Here is a 19,795-nt window from a genome sequence, read left to right as displayed (position 1 = left end):
AACCCGCGCCGGAATTAATTAAAGTGAAATTACAGCGGCTGTGTTTGCGCCTCAACCACTGCCAGCGCCACCATATTAACAATTCGACGCACAGAGGCGATCGGCGTTAATACGTGAACCGGTTTTGCCACGCCCATCAGAACCGGGCCAACCGTGACACCTTCTGAACTGGAGACGCGCAGTAAATTATAACTAATACGCGCGGCTTCCATATTTGGCATCACCAGAATATTGGCCGAGCCTTTCAGCGGGCTGTCCGGCATCCGGTCATTACGAATGCTTTCCACCAGCGCGGCATCACCATGCATTTCGCCGTCAATCATCAGGTCAGGCGCACGTGCTTTGATAATCTCCAGCGCGGCGCGCATTTTGCCTGCAGACGGACAGTTGGACGAACCAAAGTTAGAGTGTGACAGCAACGCCACTTTCGGTTCGATACCAAAGCGACGCACGGTTTCCGCCGCCATCACGGCGATTTCCGCCAGCTCTTCCGGTTCAGGGTCGTCATTGACATAGGTATCGGCAATAAAGGTATTGCCGCTCGGCAGCAGCAACGCGTTCATCGCCCCGGCGGTATGGACGCCTTCACGGTAGCCAAACACCGCTTTCACCACGCTGAAGTGTTCATGGTAATCACCGATAGTGCCGCAGATCATCGCATCTGCTTCGCCGCGCTGTACCATGATCGCGCCAATCACCGTGGTGTTGGCGATCACCGCACGCTGCGCCTGCTCCTGCGTAATGCCACGACGCTTCATGATCTGGTAGTACTCGTTCCAGTACTCTTTAAAGCGCGGATCGGATTCATTGTTGACGATCTCAAAATCAACACCCGCTTTGATCTGCAGACCCAGTTTTTGAATGCGCATTTCGATTACGCCAGGACGACCAATCAGGATCGGCTTCGCCAGACCCAGCGTGATCAGTTCCTGCGTGGCGTGCAGCACGCGCGCCTCTTCCCCTTCCGGCAATACGACACGCTTCGGTGCTTTGCGTGCCTGCGAGAAAATCGGCTTCATAAACAGGTTGGTTTTGTAGACAAATTCGGTCAGCTTATCGATATAAGCATCAAAGTCGGCAATCGGTCGCATTGCCACGCCGGAATCCATCGCCGCTTTGGCAACCGCTGGCGCGATTTTAACGATCAGACGCGGGTCGAACGGTTTTGGAATGATGTATTCCGGGCCGAAACTCAGATCCTGGTCGCCATAGGCTGAAGCCACGACTTCGCTCTGCTCGGCATGCGCCAGTTCGGCAATGGCATGGACCGCAGCCAGCTTCATCTCTTCGTTGATTGCCGTCGCGCCGACGTCCAGCGCGCCACGGAAAATGAACGGGAAGCACAGGACGTTGTTGACCTGGTTCGGGTAGTCGGAACGGCCGGTACAGATAATGGCGTCCGGACGCACCTCTTTTGCCAGCGGCGGCAGAATTTCCGGTTCCGGGTTAGCCAGCGCCAGAATCATCGGCGCGCGGGCCATTTTCTTGACCATCTCCTGAGTCAGCACTTTCGGGCCTGAACAACCGAGGAAAATATCCGCGCCGTCGATGACGTCATCCAGCGTCCGTTTACCGTCATCGTCTACCGCGTAGGCCGCTTTGGTTTCAGCCATATTCGGCTCACGACCTTTGTAGATGACGCCTTTCGAGTCGCAGACCACAATATTGTGTTTCTGCATTCCCAACGCCACCAGCAGGTTCATACAGGCGATCGCCGCCGCGCCCGCGCCAGATACCACCATCCGCACGTCGGAGATATTTTTCTCTACCACCCGCAGACCGTTAAGAATGGCGGCGGTACTGATGATCGCGGTGCCGTGCTGATCGTCATGGAACACCGGAATATTCATGCGTTCGCGCAGTTTCTGTTCGATGTAGAAACACTCCGGCGCTTTGATGTCTTCCAGGTTGATCCCGCCGAACGTCGGCTCCAGCGCGGCAACGACGTTAATAAATTTGTCCGGATCGAGCTCATCGACTTCGATATCGAACACATCAATACCGGCGAATTTCTTAAACAGAACGCCTTTGCCTTCCATGACCGGTTTACCGGCCAGCGCGCCAATATTGCCTAAGCCCAGCACCGCCGTCCCGTTAGAGATAACGGCAACCAGGTTGCCACGCGCGGTGTATTTATACGCAGCCAGCGGGTCTTTTTCGATTTCAAGACAAGGTGCCGCGACGCCCGGCGAGTAGGCCAGCGCCAGATCGCGCTGCGTGGCAAGGGGCTTGGTCGGGGAAACCTGGATTTTACCAGGTACCGGGAATTCGTGGAAATCAAGGGCGCTTTGCTTTAACTGGTCATCCATCTTGTTGTTCCTTTCACGTATCGTTCAAAAAAGTCACGCGCAGTCAGGTGCGTCGCACATTATCACCGCACTGCGGGACGCAAACTTTGAAGGTCCCCAAACTATCACGACTTAAATAAAGATTTCGTAATCAACTCATAACAACCATGTTACCTGCTTAAGCCAGCAATACCATGCCTGTCTGCTATGCTTTTTTGTGGTGCACATCATGAATTTCTCAGAAGTGTGATTTTAAGCACTCACCTAACACGTTACTTTTCAAGGAGTATTTCCTATGAACCAGTTAGACGGCATCAAACAATTCACCACTGTCGTGGCCGACAGCGGCGATATTGAGTCTATTCGTCATTACCAACCCCAGGATGCCACCACCAACCCTTCCCTGCTGCTGAAGGCCGCTGGCCTGGCGCACTACGCGCATCTGATTGACGATGCGATCCAGTGGGGGAAGCAGCAGGGGAAAACCCAGGAACAGCAGGTTGCCGAAGCCTGCGACAAACTGGCGGTCAATTTTGGTGCGGAAATTCTTAAAAGCATTCCGGGACGCGTGTCGACCGAAGTGGATGCCCGACTCTCCTTCGATCAACAAAAAAGTATCGACAAGGCCCGCCACCTGGTGGATTTGTACCAGCAGCAGGGGATCGATAAATCCCGCATACTGATTAAGCTGGCCTCCACATGGGAAGGTATTCGCGCAGCAGAAGCGTTAGAGAAAGAGGGAATTAACTGTAACCTGACGCTGCTGTTTTCCTTTGCTCAGGCCCGCGCCTGCGCCGAAGCGGGCGTCTTTTTGATCTCCCCGTTTGTCGGACGCATCTATGACTGGTATCAGGCGCGCAGCCCGATGGACCCATACGTTGTCGAGCAAGATCCCGGCGTGAAGTCGGTACGCAATATCTACGATTACTTCAAACAGCATCGCTATGACACCATCGTCATGGGCGCCAGCTTCCGCCGCACTGAGCAGATCCTCGCGCTGGCCGGCTGCGATCGCCTGACGATTGCCCCCAATCTCCTGAAAGAATTACAGGAAAAAGAAGAACCGGTCGTGCGCAAGCTGGTGCCGTCTTCGCAAACCTTCCATCGTCCCGCGCCCATGAGCGAAGCTGAATTCCGCTGGGAGCATAACCAGGATGCGATGGCGGTAGAGAAACTCTCTGACGGTATCCGTCTGTTCGCTGTTGACCAACGCAAACTGGAAGACCTGCTTGCTGCCAAACTCTAAATCTTGCCACGGAGTGTTCTATGTCCCGTAAAGACCTTGCCAATGCCATTCGTGCGCTCAGTATGGACGCTGTTCAGAAAGCCAACTCCGGCCACCCCGGCGCGCCGATGGGAATGGCGGATATCGCCGAAGTCCTGTGGAACGATTTCCTTCGCCACAACCCGACCGATCCGAGCTGGTACGATCGCGACCGTTTTATTCTCTCTAACGGTCATGCCTCGATGCTGCTTTACAGCCTGCTCCACCTGACAGGTTACGACCTGCCGATTGAAGAGCTGAAAAACTTCCGCCAGCTGCATTCCAAAACGCCGGGACACCCGGAAATCGGCTATACGCCAGGCGTGGAAACCACCACCGGGCCGCTGGGCCAGGGGCTGGCAAACGCCGTTGGTTTAGCCATTGCCGAACGCACGCTGGCGGCACAGTTCAACCAGCCGGACCACGAGATTGTCGATCACTTCACGTATGTGTTTATGGGCGACGGCTGCCTGATGGAAGGCATTTCGCATGAGGTCTGTTCGCTGGCGGGAACGCTGGGGCTGGGCAAGCTGATCGGTTTTTACGATCACAACGGTATCTCCATTGATGGTGAAACCGACGGCTGGTTTACCGATGATACCGCCAAACGCTTTGAAGCCTATCACTGGCATGTCGTCCACGAAATCGATGGCCACGACCCGGAAGCGGTGAAGAGAGCAATTCAGGAAGCGCAGAGCGTGAAGGACAAACCGTCGCTGATTATCTGCCGCACGGTGATCGGCTTTGGCTCACCGAATAAAGCGGGGAAAGAGGAATCCCATGGCGCGGCGCTGGGCGAAGAAGAAGTGGCGCTGACGCGGCAGAAACTCGGCTGGCACCACCCGGCATTTGAGATCCCGAAAGAGATTTATCGCGCCTGGGACGCCCGCGAAAAAGGCGAGAAAGCGCAGCAACGCTGGAATGAAAAATTCGCCGCTTACCAGAAAGCGCACCCGAAACTGGCCGCGGAGTTCACGCGCCGCATGACCGGCGGTCTGCCAGAGGCGTGGGAAAAGACCACACAGAAATACATCAACGAACTGCAGGCGAATCCCGCCAAAATCGCCACCCGCAAGGCATCGCAAAATGCCCTCAACGTCTACGGTCCCCTTCTGCCGGAGCTGTTAGGCGGTTCGGCAGATCTTGCGCCGAGCAACCTGACTATCTGGAAAGGCTCCACCTCACTGAAAGAGGATCTGGCGGGCAATTATATTCACTATGGCGTGCGTGAATTCGGTATGACCGCCATTGCCAATGGTATCGCTCATCACGGTGGATTCGTACCCTATACCGCCACCTTCCTGATGTTCGTTGAATATGCGCGCAACGCAGCGCGCATGGCGGCACTGATGAAAGCGCGGCAAATCATGGTGTATACCCATGACTCTATCGGTCTGGGGGAAGATGGTCCGACCCACCAGGCCGTGGAGCAGCTGGCCAGCCTGCGCCTGACGCCCAATTTCAGCACCTGGCGTCCGTGCGATCAGGTTGAAGCCGCGGTGGGCTGGAAGCTGGCGGTCGAGCGCCATGATGGCCCCACGGCACTGATCCTGTCACGACAGAACCTGGCGCAGGTTGAACGCACGCCAGAGCAGGTGAAAGAGATCGCCCGCGGTGGCTACGTGCTGAAAGACAGCGGTGGCAAACCGGATATCATTCTGATTGCCACCGGGTCAGAAATGGAGATTACCCTACTGGCAGCGGAGAAACTGACCGGCGAAGGGCGTAACGTCCGCGTGGTGTCGCTACCTTCAACGGATATTTTCGATGCCCAGGACGAGGCATACCGCGAGTCGGTGCTGCCGTCGAACGTCAGCGCGCGCGTCGCAGTCGAAGCCGGTATTGCCGATTACTGGTACAAATATGTGGGCTTAAAAGGGGCGATTGTCGGGATGACCGGCTACGGTGAATCCGCGCCAGCAGAGAAGCTGTTCCCTTACTTCGGCTTTACGGTTGAGAACATTGTGGAGAAAGCACACAAGGTTTTGAACGCCTGATGTATGCAACGCGTCTTATCCGGCCTACAGATAGCTTTTCATAGGTCGGATAAGACGCAGTCGCCATCCGACAGAAAATTAACGCGTGATCCATAGCGTGGGCCAGGCATCTGGCCCATGCCAGCCATCACAGCTCGGCTCTTCGGCATAACGCACCAGACGAAAACGCTGGCCGTCAAAACGCCAGCGAGTCTGGATGCCGCAGTCCGTTAATCCCCGCCCTTTTGCCAGGGTAACCAGTTCGCGCGACTTCTCATCAAACACGGCGTTCATCAACTCCATGTTGTTACTTTCCGCACCGCTGTTAAACGGTAAACGCAAGCGTACGGCGTGCGAGGCCAGCGGTTTTTTCCGCGACACAATCCACGCCAGATCGATCGTGTTGTACGCTCCGGCTTCGCAGGCAATCATCAACAGGGCTTTGTCATCGGTAAGGGCGGTTACCCGCACCTCGCGGCGTGAAGGATCGAGTGAACACGTAATGCCGTTCATTCGCCAGTTGCCGTAATCAAGAAGGTCATTGCGTTCGTCGAGGGAGAGCGGTGTGGGCGTGGGGTTAACGACGGCTACGCCTTTCAGCGCCGGTGCCGGTGGTACGCTGAGTGGGGGATCGTCCCCTTTTTCAATCCACGCCGTTTCGCTGCCCACCCGCTTTTGCTGCGCGTCGATGAACAACAGCGCCGCTTTCAGCCCGGCCAGCGAAATGGTTTGGTTGCCTTTTTGCAGGGTGATCGTCTTCCCGTCCTGAATTGTCAGCAGAAATTCCGCAATGGTCGCCGTGTCGTCCGTCATCAGGTGCCACGGCGTCATTCGCCAGTGCTCTGGGCTCAGCGCCAACGGTTTGCCATCCAGCAACAGGCGTGGCGCGATATCCGCTTCGTTGGCGGGCGCGGTCAATCCGCCAAGATCGAGACGCAGGACGGCATCGGTATGCGCCCCGGCGCTGCGGCTCAGGGTCATCACCAGTCCGCCATGTTCACCGGTGTTACGCGCGACGCAAAAATTCTGGTTATTACAGGTTACCTGCCAGTCAGAAAAGGCCTGTTGCGCGGGCGCGGCCCACAGCAAGCGGGCCGGAATCAGGCCGAGCAAGAAAAGGAAAATAACGCGATAGCGCATGGACGGTAATAACCCCAGAAGTCAAACGAACAACACAGGTCGTATCTTCGTTGCGCTGTTAACCATGCTCAATCGGATTTGTCGGATAGATTCAATAATTCGTAAAGAAATATAAACCTTATTTATCAATCCATTAAATGGGAAGATTGCAAATAGTTGAGCAATAACACGGTCTTACCGTCTCGTATCTCACCGGTTTTAATCATTTCCAGCGCCTGGGTAAACGGCAATTCCAGTACAGTAATGTCTTCATCTTCGACGCCACCGCCAGCATTAGCACGCTGGCTTTCGCTGTATTCGGCGATAAAAAAGTGAATCAGCTCCGTCACCCCGCCGGGAGACATGTACAGCTCAAAGAGCTTACGCACCTCGCCCACTTCATAGCCCGTCTCTTCAATGGCCTCTTTGCGAATGCAGGCTTCCGGCTCGTCGTTGTCCAGTAATCCGGCGCAGGTTTCAATCAACTGCCCGCTTTCGTTACCGTTCACCCACGTCGCTACGCGAAACTGACGAATCAACACGACGGTCTTTTTCTCTGCGTTGTACAACAGGATCGTTGCCCCATTGCCGCGATCGTACACTTCACGTTTGTGGCGGATGACGTCGCCATTCGAGCGGGTCAGATCGTAGGTAATATTGCGCAGGATGAAATAGTTATCAGAAAGGACTTTGTCTTTAACGAGGGTGATTTTTTGCGACATATCGGCTCCACAGCGTAAGAAGAGAAATTATACTACGCCGTGAAGCCGGTTTTGTCTGTGTAAGATAAGGCTGATTTGTGCCGGACAGAGGTGAATTGTAGACCTGATAAGCGCCGCGCCATCAGGCGCGGATAGGCCGGATGTCGGCGACGCCTTATCCGGCCTACGGCATAGTCAAACGTTTACAGCCCCAGCCAGTCGACGATCCCCTGCGCCGCATGGCGTCCTTCCGCCATCGCGGTGACCACCAGATCGGCGCCGCGAACGGCATCGCCGCCAGCAAAGATTTTCGGGTTAGTGGTCTGGTAACGGTATGCACTCTCCACGTTTGCCGCGATGCGACCCCAGTTGTCCACTTGCACTCCATGGCTCTCCAGCCACGGCATCCCGTGCGGATGGAAACCAAACGCCATGATCACGGCATCTGCCGGCATCACAAACTCACTGCCGGCAATCGGCACCGGACGGCGGCGTCCCTGGGCATCCGGCTCACCCAACTGCGTACGCAGCAAACGAATGCCACAAACGCGCCCGTCCGCGCTCAGTTCCAGATCGACCGGCTGCACGTTGAACTCGAAGTTAGCCCCTTCCTCACGCGCGTTTTTCACCTCTTTTTTTGAACCCGGCATGTTGGCTTCGTCACGGCGATAGGCGCAGGTGACCTGGCTTGCGCCATGACGCAGCGCGGTACGGACACAGTCCATCGCCGTGTCACCACCGCCCAACACCACCACGTTGAGTCCGGCGGTGTCGATGTACGGCTCTTCAGGACATTCGTCCAGTCCCATCACCTGTTTGGTATTCGCGATCAGGAATGGCAGCGCGTCGTAGACGCCCGGTGCATCTTCGTTGGGCAGGTCGGCCTTCATCGAACGATAGGTTCCCACGCCGACAAATACGGCGTCGTAATCCTCCAGCAGCGCCTCCATTTTCACATCCCTGCCCACTTCGCAGTTCAGTTCAAAATGGATCCCCATCGCGCTGAAAATTTCCCGACGGCGCGCCAGCAGTGATTTATCCAGTTTGAAGGCCGGGATGCCAAAGGTCAGCAGTCCGCCTATTTCGGGATGACGATCAAAAACCGTGGCGCTGACGCCGCGACGCGCCAGCACGTCGGCGCAGGCAAGCCCTGCCGGACCGGCACCAATAATCGCCACGCGCTTATCGACCTTCTGGACATGGCTCAGATCCGGCCGCCAGCCTTTACCCAGCGCGCGGTCGGAAATGTAACGTTCAATGTTGCCGATCGTCACCGCGCCATGCTCGTCGCGCACCGTACAGGCGCCTTCGCACAGTCGGTCTTGTGGACAAACGCGCCCGGTGATTTCCGGCAAACAGTTCGTCTGGTGAGACAATTCCACCGCCGCATCAATGTTTCCGGCTTTTACCAGTTCAATCCACTGAGGGATGTGGTTATGCAGCGGGCAGGTCCATTCACAAATGCTGTGCTCACCGCACTTCAGGCAGCGAGAGGCTTCCTGCTCCGCCTGAGCCGTGCGAAACGGCAGATAGATTTCGTCAAAGCTGACTTTTCGCGCATCGATAGCCAGTTTATCCGGTTCACCACGCGCAGGCGTCGCGCGCATTTGCTCAATTTTGCTCATGGTGGAGAAAGCGGTCGCCGTCGCATCCGCATGCCACGGCTGATTCTCCTGCCGGGCTGTACGTAAACGTCGCGCTTTCGCCAGCCGGGTTAACGACCCTTCCGTCACCAGTTGCAGCGCGTCCGCAGGACAATTCTCCACACAGGCCGGTCCATTTTCCCGCCCCTGGCAGAGGTCACATTTATGCGCCGTCGCTTTGACCTGACCTTTGGCGACGGGCGTCAGGACGATTTGCATGGTGCCGAACGGACAGGCCACCACGCAGGATTTACAGCCGATACACTTTTGCTGATTGACCTGCACGCTGTCGTTAACGTGGCTTATCGCTCCATTCGGACAACTGCGGGCGCAGGGAGCATCTTCGCAATGGTGACAGGTCACTGCACTTCGCTGATGCTGATGCTTGATAACAGTGATCCGGGGCTGGTAGTGACGTTGGCTAAGGACATGTTGCTCTTCATTGTGGGCCAAAACGCAAGCAACTTCACAGGCATGGCATCCCAGGCACTGTTGGCTGTTGGCCATAATAAAACGGTTCATGGCGACCTTCTTTTTTGGTTGTAAAAACCTTATTCTTTATATAAGTGTTGTTATTAACCGACTGACCACACGTCGGCAATGTTCATTTGCCCAGGAAGCACAACTATTTCTACAGAACCTGTGGCAGATCAATTTATTTCAGCCAGAGTGAAATTACGTTTCAGATCTGCGAGAGATTTTTACCGTAAGCACTTTTAAAGGAAATTACGCGTGTGATCGTCAAACGCCCCGTCTCGGCCAGTCTGGCCCGGGCTTTTTTTTACATTGTCCTGCTCTCGATTCTCTCGACCGGCGTTGCGTTACTGACGCTGGCCAGCAGCCTGCGGGATGCCGAAGCCATTAACGTGGCGGGTTCATTACGTATGCAGAGCTATCGTCTGGGGTACGATCTGCAAAGCCACAGCCCGCAATTAAACGCCCATCGCCAGCTCTTTCAGCAGGCCCTCAACTCACCGGCGCTAAGCAATCTGAATGCCTGGTATGTGCCTCAGGCGGTGAAAGGTCGCTACGCGCAACTGCACGCCAACTGGCTGGAGATGAATCCCCGCCTGATTGATGGTGATCTGCAGTGGTATCAGAACAACATTAATGCCTACGTCGATAAGATCGATCTCTTCGTGCTGGCCTTGCAGCACTATGCCGAACGCAAAGTGATGCTGGTGGTGGGGATCTCGCTGGCGGGCGGTATCGGGATTTTTACCCTCGTCTTTTTCACCCTGCGCCGTATTCGTCATCAGGTTGTGCGCCCACTGAATCAACTGGTGATGGCCAGTCAGCGTATTGAACACGGTCAGTTTGACTCGCCGCCGCTGGATACGCACCTTCCCAACGAGCTGGGGCTACTGGCGAAGACCTTTAATCAGATGTCGAGCGAGTTGCATAAGCTGTACCGCTCGCTGGAAGCGAAGGTCGAAGAAAAGACCCACGATCTCCATGAAGCCAAACGGCGTCTGGAAGTGCTGTACCAGTGTTCTCAGGCGCTGAATACCAGTCAGATTGATGTGCACTGCTTCCGCCATATTTTGCAGATTGTCCGTGATAACGAAGCGGCACAATTTCTTGAGCTTACCGTCGGGGAAAACTGGCGTATCAGTGAGGGTGAAAAACAGGCCGACCTGCCGATGCAAATCCTGCCGGTGACCATGCAGGAGACGGTCTATGGCGAGCTGCACTGGCAAAGTCAGCATGTCGCCAGCGCGATCCCGCTGTTAAACAGCGTATCGACCATGCTGGGGCGCGGCCTGTACTTCAACCATGCGCAGAAACACTTCCAGCAACTGTTGCTGATGGAAGAGCGCGCCACCATTGCCCGCGAACTGCATGACTCTCTGGCGCAGGTGCTCTCGTATCTGCGCATTCAGTTGACGCTGCTCAAACGCGCCATTCCGGAGGATAACGCCCCGGCGCAGGCCATTATGGATGACTTCTCGCGGGCGCTGAACGATGCCTATCGTCAGTTGCGTGAACTGCTGACCACCTTCCGTCTGACGTTGCAGCAGGCCGATTTACCCTCCGCGCTGCATGAAATGCTCGAAGCACTACAAGGTCAAACTGCCGCTAAACTCACTCTGGACTGCCGGTTGCCGACGCTGGCGCTCGATGCGCAGATGCAGGTCCATTTGTTACAGATTATCCGGGAAGCGGTGCTCAACGCGATGAAGCACGCCAGTGCCAGTGAGATTGCCGTCAGCTGTGTGACGGCGCCGGATGGCAATCACACGGTGTATATTCGCGATAACGGCGTGGGCATTGGCGAGCCTAACGAACCGGCGGGGCATTATGGCCTGAACATTATGCGCGAGCGCGCGGAACGTCTTGGCGGCACGTTAAGTTTCTCGCAACCTTCCGGCGGCGGGACGTTAGTGAGCATTAGCTTTCGCTCGACAGAATCAGAAGAGGATGCGAGTCATCTGACATAAAATCGCACAAAACCGGACGTGAGCGTGCGGGAAGCTGACAAACGCTGTAATCAGGCATGATAATTTACATTATCTCCTTTTTTTCTCCACGTTTGACTCGTAGCTTCCCGCTACAGTGAAGCAAGTCATACCTATAAAGATATGTAGAATAATGAGGTCCTCTTTCTGATGGCGAATTTCTTTATCGATCGCCCCATATTTGCCTGGGTGCTGGCTATCCTGTTGTGCCTGACAGGTACCCTGGCTATTTTCTCTTTGCCGGTGGAGCAATATCCGGATCTGGCGCCGCCAAACGTGCGCATCACAGCAAACTATCCCGGCGCCTCCGCCCAAACGCTGGAAAACACCGTCACCCAGGTCATTGAGCAGAACATGACCGGCCTCGATAATCTGATGTACATGTCATCGCAAAGCAGCGGCACCGGACAAGCGTCGGTCACGCTGAGCTTCGTGGCAGGCACCGATCCGGATGAAGCAGTACAACAGGTCCAGAACCAGTTACAGTCGGCGATGCGTAAACTGCCGCAGGCGGTACAGAACCAGGGCGTCACGGTTCGTAAGACCGGGGATACCAACATCCTGACGATTGCTTTTGTCTCCACCGACGGGTCGATGGATAAGCAGGATATCGCGGACTACGTCGCCAGTAATATTCAGGATCCGCTCAGCCGGGTGAGCGGCGTCGGCGATATCGATGCCTACGGCTCGCAATATTCCATGCGCATCTGGCTGGATCCGGCAAAGCTCAACAGCTTCCAGATGACCGCGAAAGATGTCACCGACGCCATTGAGTCGCAGAACGCGCAGATCGCCGTCGGACAGCTTGGCGGAACCCCTTCCATTGATACCCAGGCGCTGAACGCCACCATTAATGCCCAGTCGCTACTGCAAACGCCGGAACAGTTTCGCGCCATTACGCTGCGCGTCAATCAGGATGGATCAGAAGTGACCTTAGGCGATGTCGCCACCGTCGAAATGGGGGCGGAGAAGTATGACTATCTCAGCCGTTTTAATGGTAATGCGGCCTCCGGGCTTGGAGTAAAACTGGCATCGGGGGCCAACGAAATGGCCACCGCGACTCAGGTGATTAAGCGTCTGGATGAGCTGGCGCAGTATTTCCCGCACGGTCTGGAATACAAGGTGGCCTATGAAACCACCTCCTTCGTTAAAGCTTCTATTGAAGACGTGGTGAAAACACTGCTGGAAGCCATCGCGCTGGTGTTCCTCGTGATGTACCTGTTCCTGCAAAATTTCCGCGCCACGCTGATCCCCACCATTGCCGTACCGGTGGTGCTGATGGGGACGTTTTCGGTGCTCTATGCCTTCGGCTACAGCATCAATACCCTGACCATGTTTGCGATGGTACTGGCGATCGGCCTGCTGGTGGATGACGCCATCGTGGTCGTGGAAAACGTCGAGCGTATTATGAGTGAGGAAGGCCTCACGCCGCGCGAGGCGACACGAAAATCGATGGGACAAATTCAGGGCGCGCTGGTTGGTATCGCGATGGTGCTGTCAGCCGTCTTCGTACCGATGGCCTTCTTTGGCGGGACTACCGGGGCAATCTACCGTCAGTTCTCTATTACCATTGTGGCGGCGATGGTGCTTTCCGTTCTGGTGGCGATGATCCTCACCCCTGCCCTGTGCGCCACCCTGCTTAAACCGCTGCACAAAGGCGAGCATCACGGGCAAACCGGTTTCTTCGGCTGGTTTAACCGCACCTTCAACCGTAACGCCGAACGCTACGAAAAAGGCGTGGCCAAAATTCTGCATCGCAGCCTGCGCTGGATCCTGATTTATGTGCTGCTGCTTGGCGCGATGGTGGTTCTGTTCCTGCGTCTGCCGACCTCGTTCCTGCCGCTGGAAGATCGCGGTATGTTTATCACCTCAGTTCAGTTGCCAAGCGGCTCCACGCAGCAACAAACCTTAAAAGTGGTACAGGAAGTCGAGAAATATTATTTCACCCACGAAAAGGATACCGTCCAGTCCGTCTTTGCGACGGTCGGTTCCGGCCCAGGGGGCAACGGTCAGAACGTGGCGCGTATGTTTGTACGCCTGAAAGACTGGAGCGAACGCGACCCGACGACTGGCACCTCGTTTGCCATTATCGAACGTGCGACGAAGGCGTTTAACAATATCAAAGAGGCGCGCGTATTCGCCAGCAGCCCGCCTGCCATCAGCGGTCTCGGCAGTTCCGCAGGTTTTGATATGGAACTGCAGGATCACGCCGGCGCCGGTCATGATGCCTTAATGGCCGCGCGTGACCAACTGCTTCGCCTGGCGTCGCAGGATAGCGCCCTGACCCGTGTGCGCCACAACGGTCTGGACGACAGTCCTCAGCTGCAAATTGATGTCGACCAACGCAAAGCGCAGGCGCTGGGTGTATCCATTGACGACATCAACGATACGTTGCAGACCGCCTGGGGATCGAGCTACGTCAACGACTTTATGGACCGTGGCCGCGTGAAAAAGGTCTACGTCCAGGCGGCAGCGAAATACCGCATGCTGCCAGACGACATCAACCTGTGGTACGTGCGCAATAACAGCGGCGGCATGGTGCCTTTCTCCGCCTTCGCCACCTCTCGCTGGGAGACCGGCTCTCCACGTCTGGAGCGCTACAACGGCTATTCTGCCGTCGAAATTGTCGGTGAAGCCGCACCTGGGGTAAGTACCGGGACAGCGATGGATGTGATGGAGTCGCTGGTGCGTCAGTTGCCGACCGGATTTGGTCTGGAATGGACCGCCATGTCGTACCAGGAGCGACTCTCCGGAGCGCAGGCTCCGGCCTTGTATGCCATTTCACTGTTGGTGGTATTCCTGTGTCTGGCCGCGCTGTATGAAAGCTGGTCAGTACCGTTCTCGGTGATGCTGGTGGTGCCGTTGGGGGTCATCGGCGCGCTGCTTGCGACCTGGATGCGGGGTCTGGAAAACGATGTCTATTTCCAGGTCGGGCTGTTGACGGTCATTGGGCTTTCGGCGAAGAACGCCATTTTGATCGTTGAATTTGCCAATGAGATGAACGAGAAAGGACACGATCTGCTGGATGCGACGCTGCATGCGTGTCGGCAGCGCTTACGTCCGATCCTGATGACCTCGCTGGCGTTTATCTTCGGCGTGTTGCCGATGGCCATCAGCAGCGGGGCGGGTTCCGGCGGTCAACACGCCGTCGGGACGGGCGTCATGGGTGGGATGATCTCGGCAACAGTACTGGCAATCTACTTTGTGCCGCTGTTTTTCGTGCTGGTCCGTCGCCGCTTCCCACTGAAGCCGCGTCCGGAATAAGAGACAAAAAAAGGCGACCTGCCAACGGGTCGCCCTTTCTGTGTGATGAATCTCACACGGTGTGTTCTGTTATTTGGTCATCCTTCCAGAAATTTATTTGCGAAGCATAACTTCGATAAAATCTTTCCAGTTCCCCAGTTCGCGTTCAATCATAACAACCTCTGCTTTTTATTATGCGTATTCTACAAAAACATTATCTCCTGGTGAAGACAAATTAACCAATTGCTGTGATGACATCCTCCGGGGTGTGGGGTGATGTCATCACTATGGCGCGGTACCCATAAATTTTATGTGACATACAGCAATAATTCGAAACAATCATACCTTATCTGGTACTTCTTCAATTTCGATTAAAAAACAGATGGCTGCAAGGGAGAAATTCCGAATTTTGATTAAGACGAAAATTCCAACAAATTCAGGAATTATTATTCACATTACTTCAACAATGTTATATTTACCGATCACGATTAAATGACAAGATGTATTATCGGACGTAACGATATTGATGATTATATAATCAGTTTACGTTAATAAGGATGCACATGATTACCCTCTACGGTATTAAAAATTGCGACACCATTAAAAAGGCCCGCCGCTGGCTGGAAGCGCGTGGCATTGACTACCGTTTTCACGATTACCGTGTCGATGGGCTGGACAACACACTTCTCACTTCATTTATCAATGAATTAGGGTGGGAATCGCTTCTCAACACCCGTGGGACGACGTGGCGAAAACTGGATGAAACCACACGCAGTCATATCACCGATGCCGCGTCTGCCGCCGCATTAATGACTGAAATGCCGGCGATCATCAAACGCCCATTGCTCTGCGCGCCCGGGAAGCCTATGCTGCTGGGTTTTAGTGAATCCAGTTATCAGCAGTTTTTTGACGAGGTGTAGTCTATGTCGTGCCCGGTTATTGAGCTGACACAACAGCTTATTCGCCGCCCTTCCCTGAGCCCGGATGATGCGGGATGTCAGGCGTTGATGATTGAACGCCTGCGCGCGATCGGTTTTACCGTTGAGCGCATGGATTTTGCGGATACACAGAATTTTTGGGCATGGCGCGGACAGGGGGAGACGCTGGCGTTTGCCGGTCACACCGACGTCGTGCCGGCGGGCGATGCCGACCGCTGGATCAACCCACCTTTCGAGCCGACCATTCGCGACGGGATGTTGTTTGGCCGCGGCGCGGCGGATATGAAAGGTTCGCTGGCGGCCATGGTGGTGGCGGCAGAGCGCTTTGTCGCTCAGCACCCGAACCACAAAGGGCGGCTGGCGTTTCTGATCACCTCCGATGAAGAGGCCAGCGCGAAAAACGGTACCGTCAAGGTTGTCGAGGCGCTGATGGCGCGTCATGAGCGCCTGGATTACTGTCTGGTTGGCGAACCCTCAAGTACCGAAGTCGTGGGTGACGTGGTGAAAAACGGTCGTCGCGGATCGCTCACCTGCAACCTGACCATCCACGGCGTGCAGGGTCACGTCGCCTATCCACACTTGGCGGATAACCCGGTACACCGCGCCGCGCCCATGCTCAATGAACTGGTGAATATTGAGTGGGATCAGGGCAATGAATTTTTCCCGGCCACCAGCATGCAGATTGCCAATGTTCAGGCGGGTACCGGTAGCAATAACGTCATCCCCGGTGAACTGTTTGTGCAGTTCAACTTCCGTTTCAGTACCGAACTGACCGACGAGATGATCAAAGCGCGAGTGCACGCGCTGCTCGAAAAGCATCAGTTGCGCTATACCGTTGACTGGTGGCTCTCTGGCCAGCCGTTCCTGACCGATCGCGGAAAGCTGGTGGATGCGGTCGTGAACGCCATCGAGCACTATAATGAAATTAAACCGCAGTTACTGACCACGGGCGGTACGTCTGATGGACGGTTTATCGCTCGTATGGGGGCGCAGGTCGTGGAGCTCGGTCCGGTGAATGCCACGATTCATAAAATCAATGAATGCGTGAACGCCGCCGACCTGCAACTGCTTGCCCGTATGTATCAACGTATAATGGAACAACTCGTCGCCTGACGAGGTTCCTGCAAGAGGTAACGCGCATGGACTGGCTGGCAAAATATTGGTGGATTCTGGTGCTGGTGTTTTTGGTAGGTGTACTGCTGAATGTGATCAAGGATCTCAAAGGCGTCGACCACAAAAAATTCCTCGCGAATAAACCGGAACTTCCCCCGCATCGTGATTTCAACGATAAGTGGGACGACGACGACGATTGGCCGAAGAAAGACCAACCGAAGAAATAAACAAAGGCCGGAAGGGTTCCCCATTCCGGCTTTATTTTTTAGATCATCTCAATCACGTCATCATCGTTCGGCGTACCGCCGCTGAGCGCTTCGTCAAAGTAGTGCTTCGGCACGGTGTAGCGCAAATGATCGAGAGCAAACTGCATGCTACGGTCGTCAATCGCGTGACCGAGGTCTTCCACAATATCCAGCGTGACATCCCCGCCCGCACTTAACAGCGCGTCCTGGGCGGCTACTGCATGCGAAAGCTCAATGACCCGATCTTCACCACCGTGGATCAAGTGGATCGTAGTGGCAGTCGATGCGCTTTCCGGCAGGCTGGCATAGCGTCCGTTAAACGCAATCACCCGCGAGGCCAGACCAGGCTCGGCTTTGATGCTCTCCAGCGCCATAATCGCGCCCTGAGAGAAACCAATCAGCGCCGTGGCATTCGCCCCTACGCCACTCTGTTTTTGCCAGTAACGTACGGTTTCGATAAACACCGGCATGATAGCGTCAATCCGCGCCTGGCGATTCTCTTCCGTCACCCCTTGCACGGAAAACCACTGCCGCCCGGATGCCGGACCGCTCGGCTCAACGCCGCCGATACTGACCACCAGCGCGTCCGGGAAGAGAGGGGCAAACCACGACCCTATCTCACCCATCGCGACGGGGTTATCGCCCACGCCATGAAACAGCAGCAACAGCTGTTGAGCAGGTTGGGCCGGACTTTGAACAACAAAATGGTCATGTTTCATGGCGATCTCCTTAACTGATGTCGTTAATTCTACGCTGCTCAATCGCAATGACCATGCCAGAAAATTGAAGGAGTTAGTGAAAAAATTGCCATTGCAGAATCCGATTACGGTCATGCTCAGTCCGCGCGGGATCCAGCCCGGCTAATGCCTGCGCCGCCTCTTCCCGCTGACGCTTCAACAGTGCTTTGCGCCCTGAAAGGCGCAATGTCTGGCAGAGCGCTGCATCGCTGAGGCGTGCTTGCAGGCTGCCCCGCAGCGCCGGTAGCGGCAACGCGCTGGTCGCCAGCAGGCGGCTCAGACCGCCGAGAGAGGTCAGCAATGGACGGTGCGCGAAAGCAAACCCCGCCAGCGTCTGCCAGTCATCTTCATTAAGCGTAGTCGCTTTCAGCGACTCAACCGGGATCGCCTCCCCATTCCACCACGCAAGAATATCCGCATCGCGATGCAAACGGTGGTGCTCATATTCGGCAAGGCGTCTGCCTGCCGCGTTTAGCGGTAAGAGCGCCATTGCGGTATAGCAGCCACTACTGGCCTCCTTGTGGTTGCCTACGCGCACCAGGATAAAGCCACAGCGCTGCCAGAAGCGCCACAGCTCAGGCGTATAGCCAAAGCTCACGGAAAGATAGTCACAGTGTGCCGCATGGGCCTGCGCGATCAGCTGTTGTCCAATGCCCTCACGCTGGCGTCCCGGATGGACGGCAATACGACTGATTCGACGACCGGTCAGGGTAGCCGCCAGCGGATCGCCGCCGTGTGCCGCCAGCGACTGCGCGACGAGGTTCCCCCGCGGTCGCCGAAATCCCGCCCAGACCGCCTGACTGAGTTCGGCAGCAAGGCCGCCTTCCTCAACCAGCCAGAGCGCCCCGACAATTTCCCTGTCACAGGTGGCGCGGAAAAAATGCTGCCCCGGCGCATCCATCATCCGGCGGAGATCCAGCGGAGAGGTACGATAGTGCGCCCCGGAAAGCAGCCGATAGACCGCCAGAGGCATTTCCGGTTGCGTCTGCCAGGCATCTTGTTCAAAAGGCGTAATCACAATGCTGCCCTGCGGAGTGGTCGCAAAATGGTCATCATCAAAAACCAGCGCATCGCTGACCCATTTCTCCAGCGGACATCCCTGCGCCCAGCGGACGGGTTGCTGAAGTTCATAACGTTGTAGTTCCGGGAAGCGGGCGCAAAATTTCAACAAAAAGCCGCGTCCGGTGCCTTCGTAGCCCTGTACGGTCGTTGTCAGTAAGGTGCGCGGGAAACGGGAAACAACACGCTGAAGGAGCGGCGCAGGGATCGCCGCCGCCTCATCCACCACCAGCCAGTCGGCATCAGCCTCCGCGCTCAGCAGCGCATCTGGCGCCATAAAGCGGAAGCGGTCACCGGCAAATTGCGCCAGCACGTCCGTTGCCGCTTTCGCCGGCGCCGTCACAATGGCGTTGCCCGCAATACGCGAAATCAACTGACCGGCCAGCGCCGATTTCCCTCGCCCGCGCGCGGCGGTCACCGTGGCGATCCCTTCGGACATCTGTAGCAGTTGCGTCAGAATGGCTGCCTGTTCCGGCAGCGGCGCACCGGTTGCGGACTGCCAGTGAGGACGTTCAGGAAAATGCGGTACGCAAAACGGCTGCGACTGCTGCCAGCACAGCGTCTGCTCATCCGCCACGATCAGGCGACGGATGCGGTGGATAAAATGGGGGGTCGCAATAGGTTGTGCGCAGTCGCTCCAGCGCAGCGAATCATTATCAGGACAGAGATGCCAGCGTGCCAGTGGCGGCGTGAGCAACACCAGCCAACTGCCCGCACGCAGCGTTCCGCTTAAGGCAGCAAAGGCCGCCGCATCAAACCCGGCCAGAGCGTCGAAAACGGCATGGTGGAATTCACGTCCCAGTAACGTTTGTAGCGCCAGCGGCGTGCAGCAGGGTTCGGCGGCCGCATCAGGGGAAACCCATAGCCAGTCACCGGGCAACGCGTCACGCAGGTGCTGGACTTGTTCATGACACCAGGACGCCTCGCCACTCAGCACCAGCAGGCGGCGAATCCCCTCCCGGGTCATTTGCGCGGTTAACGCATTCAGCGCGGTATAACCAGACATCCCT

General features: G+C 56.0%; 14 protein-coding genes. 7 read left to right on the top strand and 7 right to left on the bottom strand.

Annotation, left to right across the window (positions count from 1 at the left end; translation table 11 throughout):
* Positions 1-29 precede the first annotated feature (29 nt).
* Positions 30-2,309, bottom strand: coding sequence for an NADP-dependent oxaloacetate-decarboxylating malate dehydrogenase (gene maeB, locus WM46_RS00945; protein ID WP_102601190.1), 2,280 nt, complete (start codon positions 2,307-2,309; stop codon positions 30-32).
* A 274-nt stretch (positions 2,310-2,583) separates the two neighbouring features.
* Here maeB and tal point away from each other — a divergent pair, with 274 nt between their 5' ends.
* Both tal and tkt read left to right on the top strand, forming a co-directional pair.
* Positions 2,584-3,534 (top strand): transaldolase, encoded by a 951-nt coding sequence (tal, locus tag WM46_RS00935; RefSeq protein WP_061074931.1) that lies wholly within the window; start codon positions 2,584-2,586, stop codon positions 3,532-3,534.
* 20 nt (positions 3,535-3,554) lie between these two features.
* Positions 3,555-5,549 (top strand): transketolase, encoded by a 1,995-nt coding sequence (tkt, locus tag WM46_RS00930; protein WP_102601189.1) that lies wholly within the window; start codon positions 3,555-3,557, stop codon positions 5,547-5,549.
* 78 nt (positions 5,550-5,627) lie between these two features.
* Here the strand turns inward: tkt and WM46_RS00925 are convergent, their stop codons facing one another.
* The 3 genes from WM46_RS00925 to aegA all read right to left on the bottom strand — a co-directional run bounded on the left by WM46_RS00925 (position 5,628) and on the right by aegA (position 9,513).
* On the bottom strand, positions 5,628-6,668 hold the full coding sequence (locus tag WM46_RS00925) for a DUF1176 domain-containing protein (RefSeq protein ID WP_061074933.1): 1,041 nt from the start codon (positions 6,666-6,668) through the stop codon (positions 5,628-5,630).
* Positions 6,669-6,793: 125 nt separating this feature from the next.
* Entirely contained in the window at positions 6,794-7,369 is a 576-nt protein-coding gene (nudK, locus tag WM46_RS00920; RefSeq protein WP_061074934.1) for a GDP-mannose pyrophosphatase NudK, read from the bottom strand.
* Positions 7,370-7,551: 182 nt separating this feature from the next.
* The gene (gene aegA / locus WM46_RS00915) at positions 7,552-9,513 is read right to left on the bottom strand and encodes a formate-dependent uric acid utilization protein AegA (protein WP_102601188.1); all 1,962 of its coding nucleotides are present in this window, start codon (positions 9,511-9,513) and stop codon (positions 7,552-7,554) included.
* A gap of 212 nt (positions 9,514-9,725) precedes the next feature.
* Between aegA and narQ the strand changes: the two genes are divergently transcribed.
* Together narQ and acrD are read left to right on the top strand one after the other, a co-directional pair.
* Complete coding sequence (gene narQ / locus WM46_RS00905) at positions 9,726-11,432, top strand: nitrate/nitrite two-component system sensor histidine kinase NarQ (RefSeq protein WP_061074936.1); 1,707 nt, start codon at positions 9,726-9,728, stop codon at positions 11,430-11,432.
* A 168-nt stretch (positions 11,433-11,600) separates the two neighbouring features.
* Positions 11,601-14,714 carry a multidrug efflux RND transporter permease AcrD gene (acrD, locus tag WM46_RS00900; RefSeq protein ID WP_061074937.1) on the top strand — a complete coding sequence of 1,038 codons (3,114 nt, stop codon included), beginning with the start codon at positions 11,601-11,603 and terminating at the stop codon, positions 14,712-14,714.
* 93 nt (positions 14,715-14,807) lie between these two features.
* On the opposite strand, the gene ypfM is transcribed toward acrD, so the two are convergent.
* Positions 14,808-14,867, bottom strand: coding sequence for a protein YpfM (ypfM, locus tag WM46_RS00895; RefSeq protein ID WP_001386977.1), 60 nt, complete (start codon positions 14,865-14,867; stop codon positions 14,808-14,810).
* 389 nt (positions 14,868-15,256) lie between these two features.
* Between ypfM and WM46_RS00890 the strand changes: the two genes are divergently transcribed.
* The 3 genes from WM46_RS00890 to WM46_RS00880 are packed head-to-tail and all read left to right on the top strand — an operon-like array spanning position 15,257 to position 16,971.
* On the top strand, positions 15,257-15,613 hold the full coding sequence (locus WM46_RS00890; RefSeq protein ID WP_061074938.1) for an ArsC family reductase: 357 nt from the start codon (positions 15,257-15,259) through the stop codon (positions 15,611-15,613).
* A 3-nt stretch (positions 15,614-15,616) separates the two neighbouring features.
* Complete coding sequence (gene dapE, locus WM46_RS00885; RefSeq protein ID WP_061074939.1) at positions 15,617-16,744, top strand: succinyl-diaminopimelate desuccinylase; 1,128 nt, start codon at positions 15,617-15,619, stop codon at positions 16,742-16,744.
* A gap of 26 nt (positions 16,745-16,770) precedes the next feature.
* Entirely contained in the window at positions 16,771-16,971 is a 201-nt protein-coding gene (locus WM46_RS00880) for a YpfN family protein (RefSeq protein WP_102601187.1), read from the top strand.
* 38 nt (positions 16,972-17,009) lie between these two features.
* Here the strand turns inward: WM46_RS00880 and ypfH are convergent, their stop codons facing one another.
* On the bottom strand, positions 17,010-17,708 hold the full coding sequence (gene ypfH / locus WM46_RS00875; RefSeq protein WP_102601186.1) for an esterase: 699 nt from the start codon (positions 17,706-17,708) through the stop codon (positions 17,010-17,012).
* A gap of 73 nt (positions 17,709-17,781) precedes the next feature.
* On the bottom strand, positions 17,782-19,791 hold the full coding sequence (locus WM46_RS00870; protein ID WP_102601185.1) for a tRNA(Met) cytidine acetyltransferase TmcA: 2,010 nt from the start codon (positions 19,789-19,791) through the stop codon (positions 17,782-17,784).
* Positions 19,792-19,795: the final 4 nt, after the last annotated feature.

Source organism: Citrobacter freundii complex sp. CFNIH2 (assembly GCF_002880615.1).
Taxonomy (GTDB): domain Bacteria; phylum Pseudomonadota; class Gammaproteobacteria; order Enterobacterales; family Enterobacteriaceae; genus Citrobacter_A; species Citrobacter_A amalonaticus_F.
The sequence above is the reverse complement of the archived record's forward strand: the minus strand, read 5'-3'. Positions and strand labels throughout refer to the sequence as shown.

Coding starts and splice junctions, on each gene's coding strand:
- WM46_RS00880 (WP_102601187.1), top strand. CDS start 16,771: ATGGACTGGCTGGCAAAATATTGGTGGATTCTGGTGCTGGTGTTTTTG.
- acrD (WP_061074937.1), top strand. CDS start 11,601: ATGGCGAATTTCTTTATCGATCGCCCCATATTTGCCTGGGTGCTGGCT.
- WM46_RS00870 (WP_102601185.1), bottom strand. CDS start 19,791: ATGTCTGGTTATACCGCGCTGAATGCGTTAACCGCGCAAATGACCCGG.
- WM46_RS00925 (WP_061074933.1), bottom strand. CDS start 6,668: ATGCGCTATCGCGTTATTTTCCTTTTCTTGCTCGGCCTGATTCCGGCC.
- dapE (WP_061074939.1), top strand. CDS start 15,617: ATGTCGTGCCCGGTTATTGAGCTGACACAACAGCTTATTCGCCGCCCT.
- maeB (WP_102601190.1), bottom strand. CDS start 2,309: ATGGATGACCAGTTAAAGCAAAGCGCCCTTGATTTCCACGAATTCCCG.
- ypfH (WP_102601186.1), bottom strand. CDS start 17,708: ATGAAACATGACCATTTTGTTGTTCAAAGTCCGGCCCAACCTGCTCAA.
- WM46_RS00890 (WP_061074938.1), top strand. CDS start 15,257: ATGATTACCCTCTACGGTATTAAAAATTGCGACACCATTAAAAAGGCC.
- tal (WP_061074931.1), top strand. CDS start 2,584: ATGAACCAGTTAGACGGCATCAAACAATTCACCACTGTCGTGGCCGAC.
- aegA (WP_102601188.1), bottom strand. CDS start 9,513: ATGAACCGTTTTATTATGGCCAACAGCCAACAGTGCCTGGGATGCCAT.
- nudK (WP_061074934.1), bottom strand. CDS start 7,369: ATGTCGCAAAAAATCACCCTCGTTAAAGACAAAGTCCTTTCTGATAAC.
- tkt (WP_102601189.1), top strand. CDS start 3,555: ATGTCCCGTAAAGACCTTGCCAATGCCATTCGTGCGCTCAGTATGGAC.